8 protein-coding genes and 3 pseudogenes are annotated in these 12,721 nt (G+C 39.1%); 1 reads left to right on the forward strand and 10 read right to left on the reverse strand.

All coding sequences use genetic code 11. The features are described from left to right. Positions 1-10 precede the first annotated feature (10 nt). From JQM82_RS11650 to JQM82_RS11675, 6 genes and pseudogenes are all read right to left on the reverse strand, one after another. Positions 11-811 (reverse strand): AraC family transcriptional regulator, encoded by an 801-nt coding sequence (locus JQM82_RS11650; RefSeq protein WP_235250507.1) that lies wholly within the window; start codon positions 809-811, stop codon positions 11-13. 262 nt (positions 812-1,073) lie between these two features. Beyond that, positions 1,074-1,790 (reverse strand): annotated as a pseudogene (locus JQM82_RS11655) (galactose-1-phosphate uridylyltransferase); the annotation flags it as partial. Positions 1,791-1,826: 36 nt separating this feature from the next. After that, complete coding sequence (galE, locus tag JQM82_RS11660; RefSeq protein ID WP_235250509.1) at positions 1,827-2,819, reverse strand: UDP-glucose 4-epimerase GalE; 993 nt, start codon at positions 2,817-2,819, stop codon at positions 1,827-1,829. Between the two features lie 31 nt (positions 2,820-2,850). Next, positions 2,851-4,130, reverse strand: a pseudogene (locus tag JQM82_RS11665) (galactokinase). Between the two features lie 84 nt (positions 4,131-4,214). Further along, a complete protein-coding gene (locus JQM82_RS11670) occupies positions 4,215-5,612 on the reverse strand; it encodes an MFS transporter (protein WP_235250510.1) in 1,398 nt (465 codons plus the stop codon). Positions 5,613-5,781: 169 nt separating this feature from the next. Further along, complete coding sequence (locus tag JQM82_RS11675) at positions 5,782-8,820, reverse strand: glycoside hydrolase family 2 TIM barrel-domain containing protein (protein ID WP_235250511.1); 3,039 nt, start codon at positions 8,818-8,820, stop codon at positions 5,782-5,784. A gap of 202 nt (positions 8,821-9,022) precedes the next feature. Here JQM82_RS11675 and JQM82_RS11680 point away from each other — a divergent pair, with 202 nt between their 5' ends. Then, positions 9,023-9,886: an AraC family transcriptional regulator gene (locus JQM82_RS11680; protein WP_235250512.1), complete on the forward strand. Its 864-nt coding sequence runs from the start codon at positions 9,023-9,025 to the stop codon at positions 9,884-9,886. A gap of 215 nt (positions 9,887-10,101) precedes the next feature. On the opposite strand, the gene JQM82_RS11685 is transcribed toward JQM82_RS11680, so the two are convergent. The 4 genes and pseudogenes from JQM82_RS11685 to JQM82_RS11700 all read right to left on the reverse strand — a co-directional run bounded on the left by JQM82_RS11685 (position 10,102) and on the right by JQM82_RS11700 (position 12,486). Then, the gene (locus tag JQM82_RS11685; protein WP_235250513.1) at positions 10,102-10,614 is read right to left on the reverse strand and encodes a hypothetical protein; all 513 of its coding nucleotides are present in this window, start codon (positions 10,612-10,614) and stop codon (positions 10,102-10,104) included. A gap of 8 nt (positions 10,615-10,622) precedes the next feature. After that, positions 10,623-10,934 carry a DUF6050 family protein gene (locus tag JQM82_RS11690; RefSeq protein ID WP_235250514.1) on the reverse strand — a complete coding sequence of 104 codons (312 nt, stop codon included), beginning with the start codon at positions 10,932-10,934 and terminating at the stop codon, positions 10,623-10,625. Continuing rightward, on the reverse strand, positions 10,912-11,841 hold the full coding sequence (locus JQM82_RS11695) for a ParB/RepB/Spo0J family partition protein (RefSeq protein WP_235250515.1): 930 nt from the start codon (positions 11,839-11,841) through the stop codon (positions 10,912-10,914). The genes JQM82_RS11690 and JQM82_RS11695 overlap by 23 nt, the downstream gene beginning before the upstream one ends. Then, a pseudogene (locus JQM82_RS11700) lies at positions 11,831-12,486 on the reverse strand (ParA family protein). Before JQM82_RS11700 ends, JQM82_RS11695 begins: the two are co-directional and overlap by 11 nt. Positions 12,487-12,721: the final 235 nt, after the last annotated feature.

The raw sequence follows: 12,721 nt of genomic DNA on the forward strand, positions 1-12,721 counted from the left end.
AATCTATATGTTATGACAACATATCTTTCAGACATGTACTCCGATAGTCACTCGGCGATATTTTATATCTTTCCTTAAATACCCGGTTAAATGTCCTCTGACTTTCAAATCCACTGTCCAGGCAAATATTTGTAATAGAATCGCTCGTATTTTCCAAGCGATGACATGCATAGTTAAGTCTTGCATCATTAAGATACTGGTTGAAATTTCTGTGGAAGGTTTTGGAAAAGAGTCTGGATAAGACATATTTACTAACACCCAGATCTTTTGCCATTTCTTCCAATGATAACTTTTTCTTGAAATTTGCTGATATATAGGAAACCGTCTGATAGATAAGATCTTTGCTCCCCACATGACTCTTTTCTACCAGATTCAGTTTCCCTACGCAACGTGCTAACACAATTTGAAGATACGCCTGTGCAACAATGATATCAGACTGTTTCGTTTCCAAAATCGCATTGATAACCCTGTACACCTCCGGTTCAACCTTTTCAGCTTTTATAACCGGATATTCAGGTGCCATGGTTTGCATAATCTCTGCAAATTTACCAATCGTAAATGGCGATGCAATCAGATAAGTCGCTTTATTTACACCGGGTGTCAATACCTGATAGTGATGAATAATATCTGGAAATACAAATCCTATATCTCCTTTTTTCATATGGTAAAGTTCCTGCCCGACACCAAGCTCTAATGTCCCACTCGTTATGCAAACAATTTCCAGTGCATTATGAAGATGTGGCTCAATATGTTTTGACTTTTTATTTACCGCTATGATCTCCTCTTTTGTATCAACATATTTTAACTGCATGAAATACTCCCCTTTGCAACATTTGTCTATATCTTCTTTCGATTTGGCAAGCAATCCTTTTTCATCTATCCTATAATCAACTTGTAAACAAGGAAAGGAGGAATCGCAAATGAGCAATCTTAAAAAATATCTGAACAACCTTTTAGTATTCTACGCTGAATATTTTGAGCATCCATACCATGTATAAATACTAAAAGGACTATTTTGTGAAAACTGAACATTTTTTCTTAAGACCATTTCACAAAAATGAAGTGGTCCTTTTTTATAAACTTTTAACAAATCTTTTGAATGCAGCTTTCCCTTCCTCTGTTCTCTTATAAACTCCTGCATCCTCAAGAACTTTCGTAAATACAATTCCAATTTCTTTCTGTACAATAGAATGAATGTTGCTGTCTGTAATCTCGTATTTTGACAGCCATTCCTCTGCCCAGTCAGCATGAGCAGCCATTGTTTCATTCTGTCTCAGGTCCTCATGATTGAGAATTGCCTGTTCCAATTCTGCCATTTCTTTTTTCAGTCTGGCAGGTAATACAGCCAGTCCCATAACTTCGATCAATCCAATATTTTCTTTTTTAATATGATGGTACTCTGCATGTGGATGAAAAAGTCCGAGCGGACAATCAGCGGTTGTGATATTATTACGCAAAACCAGATCCAGTTCATACAGATTTCCACGCATTCTTGCAATCGGCGTAATTGTATTGTGTGGCATACCATTTGTCTCACTGAAAATATCAGCTTCCGGATCTGAATAGACACGCCATTTTGTAAGGATATGATCTGCAACCTCTACAATACTCTCCGTTGTTCTCCCCTGCAGACGGATCACTGACATCGGCCACTTTACAATTCCTGCGTGTACATCTGGATATCCTTCTAATTCAAATTCCAGTTCATAAGGTGCTTTTGCCATGGCAAACACATACCCGCCACCCTGAAAATGATCATGACTTAAAATAGAACCTCCTACAATCGGAAGACAGCTGATCAATCATTTTATCTTTCTCCCCTCCTACTATGCTTCATAACCAGTTGGATGATTTTTATGCCAATTCCATGCTGTTGTAATAATCGTCTCCAGATCATCAAATTTTGGTTTCCATCCAAGAATATCTTTTGCTTTTTCACTGGATGCAATCAGCGTTGACGGATCTCCCGCTCTCCTAGGTTCTTCTTTTGCCGGAATTGGATGTCCAGTTACTTTTCTGGCTGTTTCTACCACTTCTTTAACTGTAAATCCAATGCCATTTCCCAAGTTGAAAATATTACTGTCATTCCCTTTCCTTAAATATTCCATGGCAAGGATATGAGCCTGTGCAAGATCATTTACATGGATGTAATCCCTTACGCATGTGCCATCTTTTGTCTCATAGTCATTTCCAAAGATAGAAATATACTCTCTTTTTCCATTCGGCACCTGTAAGATCAGTGGAATTAGGTGTGTTTCCGGATTGTGAGCTTCCCCAATCTTTCCATTTGGATGTGCTCCACATGCATTAAAATAACGTAAGGATACAAAACGTAAATCATGGGCATTCGCAGTCCATTTAAACATCTTTTCCATGGAAAGTTTTGTTTCTCCATAACAGTTTGTTGGAACCGTGCGGTCTGTTTCAAGAATCGGAATCCGTTCCGGTTCTCCGTATGTGGCTGCTGTTGATGAAAATACAATCTTGTTGATGCCATGTGCAACCATACTTTCCAGCAATACTTCTGTTCCGCACAGGTTGTTATTGTAATATTTGCGCGGATTTACCATACTCTCACCGACCTGCGAATTGGCAGCAAAGTGAATCACTCCATCAATATCTTCTTTTTCAAATACAGAATCAATAAATGCCCTGTCCCGGATATCTCCCTGATAAAATTTTGCATCCGGGTGCACAGCCTTACGAAATCCTGTTTCCAGGTTATCTACTACTACTACATTTTCCCCTGCCTCGATCAGCTCATACACAGTATGAGAACCAATGTAACCAGCTCCACCTAATACTAAAATGCTACTCATAGATCATTTCTCCTTTTCTTTGTTTTCGTGATTATAATACTTTTATGCCACCATACTTACGGATCTTTAATACTTCACAGGAACCTTTTCCAAAGATTGTATCCATCTCCTTCTGGTAATCCGGAACTAAATAATTTGGAATAAATGCCTGTATGGTTCCTGCAAATCCTCCTCCATGAACTCTACATACACCTTTTTCTCCGAATATCACATCACTCAGTGCCAATGCAATAGACACGTTCTGATGTTGTACATCATGGCAAGTATAGACGTTCTGAAGATATTTAAAAGAAGAATCTCCGGATTCTTTCACATTCGCCAGGAATTTTGGAAAATTATCCTTTCTTAATGCATCTACTTCCTTTTTGACACGTTCATTTTCACATACAAAATGCAATGCCCGAAGTGCTGCACGATCTCCTGCCAGCTCACGTATCAAAGTAATATGGTTCAAAATCTCTTCTTTTGGCACTTCGCCAAGGAACTCTTTTCCAAAGCACTTAGCAGCCTGTTTCATTTCCTGTGGTATTGCCGCATAATCCGGCGTCAGGTCTGCATGTGACCCTTTTGTGTCTGTAATACATAAGCTATACCCATAAGCGTTCATATCAAAGTCAACCTGTTCCACAATCGGATTTTCCGGATCCGCAAAGTCAATATGCACCAGACTTCCTACTGAACACGCCATCTGGTCCATTAAGCCGCATGGTTTCCCGAAATATATATTTTCTGCATACTGACCAATCTTAGCAATTTCAATCGGAGTAACTTCACCATCATTGTACATATAGGATAGAATCGTCCCGATCAGTGTTTCAAAAGCAGCTGAGGAGGAAAGACCTGCACCAATCAGCACTTCACTGGTCACATATGCCTGAAATCCTCCGATCAGATGACCATTCATTTTCATCTTGGCAAGCACACCACGAATCAGAGCATTCGTGCTTCCTTCTTCTTCAATCTTTTTCTCTAGGTCATCTAGCCGAATCGTAATCAGGTTACTGTAACCATCCGACATCACTTTCACGAATGGTTCTTCCAGTTTTTTTACAACTGCGATTGCATCATTGTTAATGGACGCCGCCAGCACTTCCCATGCTGGTGATCCGTATGGTTTCCGCCTATCTCACTTCTGCCCGGTGCACTAAATATTTCTATCTCGCCTTCACCAAAATATGCCCTGTAGCTGTCGATTGCTTTCAAATACCGTTCTTTTTCCTGTGGGATTCGATTCGAATCAACGTACAATTCTGTTAATTTGTTATCAAAAGAATTTACATTCAATAATTTGATTGCTTCTTCTATTTTCAAAACACCACCCCTATATTGTTTTGTAATATGGAAAAAGCATTGTCTATCGAACACCGATCAGACAACGCTTTTTCCTGTCAAATTCTAATCCATGTCTGATGCATCTGTTACTTCGTCTGCAGTAATTCCTTTTTCTGCTTTCAGTTTCTTATTTGCACCTTCTACATTCATTCTTGAAAGCACAAACATGATCAACACATCAAAGATCAATGGAAGCCACAGATACATAAACTGCATCATATTAAGTGCAGACTGTGGCTGTGTTACATTCGTTCCAACATAACCGCTGAATTCAAGCATCCAACCGACAACAGCAGTTCCAATACCTCCACCGATTTTTACACCAAGAGAAGTGCAAGAATACATCGTACCATCAATTCTCTTTCCCTGTGTAAGATAAGTGTATTCAGAGCAGGATGCGATAACTGCATTCATATCTCCCTGCCAAGGTCCCTGTCCTAATGCTGCAAGAGCTGTAAATGCCATCATAAGCGGAACACTACCCATATATCCGGCAACGACAACAAGTGCTCTACCGACAACTGCTAAGATATAACCTCTTAAGTTCAGTTTGTACATGCCTTTCCACTTACCAACTAAGGTTGGTGTGAAAATCAAGGCAATGATCAGAGGAATATTAACTGCCCACGCAAACTGTCCGAACAGATTCTTATTCTTCAGTACCCATGTCATATAATAAATACCGGCTCCAATCATGGCACTGTATAACTGCTGTAAAATGTAAGTTCCACAGATCATCATATAATATTTGTTTTTGATAAGAAGCTTAAATGCCTGTACCATTCCGTACTTCTCATCTTCATTTTTTACTTCTCCTTCGTTAAGTTCCTCTTCTGGAAGCTCCTTAACAGAAAGAGCAGAAATCGTATTTACAATAAGACCAATGATTGCATAAATAATGGCTACAGTTCTCCATGCAGCTGCGTCTCCACCACACTTATCGACAAATCCGACTGTAATTGCCTGAATCAGAAGGCTTGTCGAAAATGCAAAGATGAAACGGTAAGATCCCATCTGTACACGTTCTTTGCTGTTCTTTGTGATGAGTGATGTAAGTGCTGAGTATGCAATATTATTTGCGGTATAAAATACACCATTTAACAGTGTATAAGAGATAAAGAACCATGCATATTTAGCAGTTGTTCCCCAGCTGACTGGTACTGCAAAACAGCAGACTAATGTAATGGCACATCCAATATAACCATACAACATCCATGGCTTTGCTTTTCCCATCTTGCTGTGTGTCTTATCGATCATAGATCCAAAGAATATATCCGTAAAACCATCAAATAATTTTGATACGGCAATCAGGGTACCTACGACACCAGCAGCAAGTCCTACTGAGTCTGTCAGATAGACCATCATAAAAGATGTCAGGAACGCATAAACTACATTACCTGCGATATCACCCGAACCATATCCTATTTTGTTATACCATTTTAAATACTTTTTTTCTTCCATAGAATTCTTTTGCTCCTCATATTCATCGCACTTAGAATCTCAAGATGCCTAACAGTATGATGCCTAATTCTAAATTTTTCGCTTTGTTTTTGTCTGATTGTTCTGTATATCCGGACTTTACAAAACAATCAGACTCTCCTTCCTTGTTAACGGGTTACCTAAAACCTTATTATCCCTTTACATACGGAACCAGAGTAAACTGGAACCGGAATAATACATCATTAAATCGATACTGATCCAATACAACTGGACCACAACTGTTAGAACCTATTCCATTTAATGCATAGTCAACACAAAATACTACGCTGTCTGATTCTGTCAATTCATAATTATGTGTTTTCTTCTCAAGTTCTTCCTGTGTATAATAAGAAGCATTGAAGGAAAATGCCTTTTCTGCGGATGCCACAATTCCATATCGGCTATTGTTAAGTTCTACATATTCGCAATCATAATGGCTTCCATTCTCCTGTGGACGGATATAATCTTCATGCAAATCCCCTATATTTGCCCGGTACAAACCGTGGCTTGCTGCCTGATGCTTATCACGATAGCTTTCCTGCGGTCCCATCCCAAAGTATCTGACATCTGCAAGTTTCTTATCCAAGAACATTCTCACACCAAATCTCGGAAGATCCGGGAACTCTCCATCTTTTGTGGCCTCAATATCTGCGTCTATTTTTCCTGCCGCATCTATTGTCCATGTAATCGTCACATCAAGAATCTTCTGCACTGTCTCTGCCACAACGGAAGCATGACTTGTAATCTTCACACCATGTTTTCCCTGCACAACCTCTGTCGTATAGGCTCTTGTATAAGCCTGATCATAGTGGGCTTTCCTCCATTCAGATTTGATGTACATATCGTTATCTGTTGGGGCTCTCCAGATATTTAACTCCATCGGATGGTTCAGATATTCCCGTCCTGCGAATTTCATCTCCGTGAAGAGTGCAGTACGTCGATCTATTGTATAAGCAAATTCACGACCTTTAATGTGAATCTGTGTATCATTTTCATTTACCTGTAATTCAGAATCTGCTGATGTTTTTTCCAGCCACTTCTCTGCCAGCTGGCATTTTGCGTCTTTCTGACTTACCTCGATTTCATCAAATCCCAGAATGTGGTCTTTCTCCAACAGTGGCATTTCTTTTTTCAACTGGTAAATAAGTTTCAGATAACATTTTCCATTCTCTGGAACATTGATATTCAGACTTATTTTTCCTTCACTATGTGGTGCCACAGAAACTTCTGCGAGTTTTCCTTTACTGATCACGAGTCCATCCTGTGTCAGTTCATAGCTGATTTTTACATAATCCTTCAGATCATCAAAATCCATATAGTTATGAAGAACCAGTTCCCCACTTTCTTTATCATAGGAAACAACCCTTGCCGGGCGATAAACATTCTTGTATTCCAAAAGTCCTGTGTGTACAGTTCTGTCCGGATATACTAACCCATCCATGCAGAAATTGCCATCATGAATTTCTTCTCCATGATCTCCTCCGTAGGCATAGATTTTCTTTCCATTCTCAGCAGTGCCATGAGCAATCGCATGATCACACCACTCCCAAATAAAACCACCACACATTTTATCGTTGTCCTGAATCATCTGGAAATAATCTTCAAAATCGCCAGGCCCATTTCCCATGCTGTGGCAGTACTCTACCAGAAGGAATGGTTTGCTTCCGTCCTTGTCCAGATATTCCTGAATCTCGGAAAGTGCCGGGTACATACGACTATACACATCCAAGTTGCTGTAATCATATGTTTCATCATAATTACGATATCTTGCACTCTCATACTGTGTGATACGATCCGGATCAAATTTCTTTGTCCAAGCAAGTGCTTTTTCAAAGTTGCAGCCATAAGCACTTTCATTTCCCATAGACCACATGACAATACAAAAACGGTTTTTATCACGTTCTACCATGAGTTTCACACGGTCAACAATGGCTGCTTCCCATGCCGGATCATCTGCAATCTTTTCATTCCATCGTTTGAACCGGTTATAGTCTGTGTCTTCCTCTCGGTAAAGCATGAATGGACCATGTGCCTCAATATCCGCTTCATCTATCACCATAAATCCATATTTATCACACATTTCATAGAAGAATGGTGCATTCGGATAATGGCTGGAACGGATTGCATTAAAATTATGCTGTTTCATTAACGTAAGATCGGTTGTGATCTGTTCCACACTGATTGTAAATCCAGCAACTGGATCGGAATCATGACGATTGACACCACGGAATTTAATCTTCTGCCCATTTAAATATATAACCTGATCTTTAATTTCTATCTTTCGTAATGCGATATGATCTACAATTACCTCATTTTCCGTCTCAAGAATCAGTTGATACAGATATAGATTTTCTGTATTCCAAAGCTCCGGATTTGCAATCTCTAACACCGCTGTTCCTTCTTCGGCAATACTTCCTACTGCGACAACTGCTCCATTTTTATCTTCAATCGAAATTTTTACATTTGCTGGAGAGTAGAATTTCACATCAAGCTCTATCTTTGCAAGCATATCCTCAATCTTGGTTTTTATATGATAATCGCTGATTGCCTGCTCCGGACGTTTCAGAATATACACATCCCGGAAAATACCACTCATACGGAATTTATCCTGATCTTCCAGATACGAACCATCACACCACTTCATGACCAGAACTGCTATGCTGTTTTCTCCGTCCTGAAGGAGATCCGTAATATCAAACTCACTGGTCATATGGGAAACCTGGCTGTATCCTACATAAGAGCCATTAATCCATACATAAAAGCAACTATCTACGCCTTCAAAGTTCAAGAAGGCTTTTGGTGCATTTTCATCTTTGTGATAAACAAAGGTATGTGCATATGCTCCACATGGAATATCCTGCGGTACGTACGGTGGATCGAATGGGAACGGATACCGGATGTTTGTATACTGATGTGTGTCATATCCTGCCATCTGCCATACACTCGGAACCTGAATCTCATCAAAATTTTCTGTATCATAATCTTTCTCAAAGAAAGGGTCCTGAACATCATAGATGCTGTTAAAATACTGGAACTTCCAAGTTCCGTTCAATAACTGCATTCGGTCTGACTCTTCCCTGTGCTCCACCAGGTTATCCATTCTTTTGGATGCCGGTATATAATAGGCTCTGGCTGGCATTGTATTTTCATGCAGTACGCTTAAATCCTCATAATAACGTGGTACAATCATAAATAACTCTCCTTTAATACATATACATTTTTTTGCACTTTGTTTTCCCACAGCAAACCTTGTTCTTTACTTTTATGTTTACGTTTCTTTGTTTTGCTATATATAGCTTATCCTAATCTGCAAAATATGTCTATGAATTGGATTAGACAAAATATGCACTAAATGATACAATAACAAGAAAAAAGAAAAGAGGTTCTGCCATATGTATATGAATACCGGTTATTTAAACCACTCCCATATGGATTTCAAAGACAAAAGTCGCCCACTGGTTGTAGGAAGCTGCGGTACTTACCGCCTTTCCAGCCATCCAAAGTTACCAACCTACCGTCCAAGGGGACGCCTGGATTATCAGATTATCTATATCACTGCTGGTTGTGGGCATTTTCATTTTGACAATGTGGATAACGAAACGATTGTCCCCGCCGGTAATATTGTACTGTACAGACCGAAGGAACTTCAGAAATATGAATATTATGGGAAAGATAAGACCGAAGTATACTGGATTCATTTTACAGGCAGCAATGTAAAAAATATCCTACGGCAATATGGATTCCCGGATAAAAAGCGTGTATTTCAGGTCGGAACCTCTATGGAATACGAACAGATTTTCAAGCGCATTATCATCGAGCTTCAGCGTTGCCAGGATAATTATGAAGAAATGCTTGTCCTTCTGCTCCGTCATCTTCTTATCATCTTTCATCGGGAACTGACCAGGGAACATATCTTAAAAAATGAATATCTGGATCACGAGATGGATAACGCCGTTACCTTTTTCAGTGAAAATTATAACCAGAATATTAGCATAGATGATTATGCTGCCTCACGAGGAATGAGTGTCAGCTGGTTTATCCGGAATTTCAAAAAATATACCGGTTCCACACCAATGCAATTCATCGTTGGAATCCGAATCAACAATGCTCAGATGTTACTTGAAACAACAACCTATTCCATCAATGAAATCTCTAAAATCGTCGGATATGATAACCAGCTGTATTTCAGTCGGCTTTTCCACAAGCTGAAAGGATATTCACCGAGAGAATACCGAAAGCTGAGAAACAAACTCTGAAATCCATAAAGAGGATATCACGGAATCATCAGGTCAATGATTTCGTGGCATCCTCTTCTCTCTTTTCTATTCTATTCTTATTTTATGAACTCAACCGAATAATAATACATATACTCATTATCTGTATCTATATACTCACCTCTAATATCCTGTATCGGCAACGAGCTCACTCCTTGTTCGCCATAGATCAGTGCTGCCAATCCTTGCTCTGTTCCCTACTCTATCGTGCTTTTATTCTCTATAGATGTTGCAGATCTGCCATAATATTCTCTGTTTGCAACACCTTCCAAGATTGGCGTTTCTGTCATATATTTTGAATATTCATCTGCTGCAATAAGCTTTGTAGTAAAATTATCAAAATCCGGTGTGATGACAATCAATCCATTTTTTGTAGATTTCATATTCTGATAGGAAAGTTCCAAAACCTTCTTATGAGAAATTCGTTTTCCAGACTGGTATTCTGACAAGTAAACATACAATGTTTGAATTGTATCTTTTGAATTATATCGAAACATCATGGTTCCATCAATTCCAGACAACAATTCCGCCGTTTTCATTTCTACACTATCTGGATCTACTGCTTCTATATAATTTTGTGGTTGCCGCAATTTATTACATACTATGATTCCAAAAGCAATAACACATACTCCCACCGCAATAAGAAGTACAGCAATAATCTTCTTTAAATAACGTTGCTTATAACTGCTATCTTTGGTTATCTGTATCAATGTATTCATTATCTTTTAACTATATACCGGATGGTCACATAGATTGCCCTCACAATATAATATGGGATCATAAGGCTTCCCAATAAACCACCCACAATAACACTCAATGCGATCATTCCAACAGTACCCCCAACATCATAACCTCTGGGGATTAAAATAATACACATTTTATGTATTCCAAACGGAAGTCCTGCAAGGAACAGGAACATAAATAAATCTGTATTCCCGGTCACTCCCATAATCGTTTTTACCATCCAGATCCAGAATACCATAGCTGCCAGTGGTAACAATACCTTCTTAATCACATCCACGATTGTCATTTTGAACACGCTCCTTATTGTCTGCCCATTCCTCTAACAATTTAAAAATCACATCTTCTATCTGCTCTTTTGTATAACTCTCCGGGAAAAACATCCGGAGCTTCTTTTCCGGCATCTTCACCTGTAATTTCTCTGTTTTACCCTGGCAACAGATACTATCAATTTCCGGATATGTCAGTAAATGTTCCTTAGAACACTTCTTCATTTCCTGTGCCTGCTTCATAGATGGAACCATTTCATGGTTACCCATATACTGCAGCAATATATCCTGCTCCTCTTTTTTTAAATATGATAATTCAACAGCAGTATTAAACGGGAGCTGTTTATGATCAGCCATATCCAGAAGAACCGGATGTAATTCCGTCAGATGGATATACCTGAGAATCTGCCGTGTACTATCCTCTGAATTTTGGCTGATATCCTCTGCCGCCAACTTCTTGCCAACTTGGCAAGAAGTTAAATCACTTCGTTTGCCCTGACGTTTCAATGCATCATATTTCATCTTATAGGCAAATGCCTTTTCACTTATTAACAGTTCTTCACGCTGGATGTTTGAGTCAACCATAATCACAGTCGATTCATCATCTGTCAAGTCCTTAATAATAACTGGCATGGTTTTCAAGCCTGCTATCTCACACGCCCTCTTGCGGCGGTGACCTGCTATAATTTCATAACCACCAGTATCCTTTATTCTTACAATACCAGGCACCAAAACTCCATGGGTCTTTACACTCTCAGACAACTCAGCCATTTTGTCATCATCCAGAACCTTAAAAGGATGATTTGAGAAAGGATGCAGATTATCCAGAGCAATCTGTTGGATGCCTGCCTGTTCCTCACTTGTCGTTCCGAACAGGGCATCTAATGACTGTAACGGGATTGGCGTTGATTTCTTTTTACCTGCCATGTTCAAGAACCTCCTCCGTAAAACTCATATATGCTTTCGCAACTTTACCTTTTGGTTCGTATTTAAAAATACTCTGTCCCTCTCTGACCGCTTCTTTCATCCTGACAGAAAATGGAATATTCTTCTTACTTTACCGATTGTCTTCAAGAGCTGCTGCAGTCCTTTGATTGGAAGATAAGATGCTTCTACCGGAATCAATACTTCATCCGATGCTGCCAGGGCATTGATGGTGAACATACCCAAAGATGGCATACAATCTATCAAAACTGTATCGTACCTGTCTTTTACCCTGTTTAATATCTGTTTCAGGACAAACTCACGGCTCATTGCATTCACAAGCTGTACTTCTGTTCCTGCCAATCCAATATTGGAACAGATAATATCAATACCTTCCTCTGTATGCTGGATAAAGCAGTCTTCCGGAATATCTTCATCATTCAACACCATTTCCATCAGCGTTGTTAATGTTTCATTACTATTATCGCAGTCACGGAATCCAAATCCAGCAGACACATCTGACTGAGAATCAGCATCCACGACTAACACCTTCTTATTCATAAGAGCCAACCCTACACCAAGATTTGCTGCACATGCGGATTTTCCAGTTCCGCCTTTCTGGTTTACTACTGATATAATTTTTGCCATATTCATTCCTTTCCGGTATCAGGAAGGAAAAATAGTAAGAAATAATAGTGGATTTTTTACGAAGATTACGAAAATGAAAAGTTGCATTATAAATCGCATTATAGATAGCTACCGAAATCGCCACATTTTTCTTAAAAATCATGCGAAGTTTGCGTTAAGAAGTTCGTACAGGATCATTACGAAAACACTGACGAACGAATTACGAAAAATCACCTAAAAAGTTACATGAATTTAT

It is taken from the genome of Faecalicatena contorta (assembly GCF_021531995.1).
Classification (GTDB): domain Bacteria; phylum Bacillota; class Clostridia; order Lachnospirales; family Lachnospiraceae; genus Dorea_A; species Dorea_A contorta_A.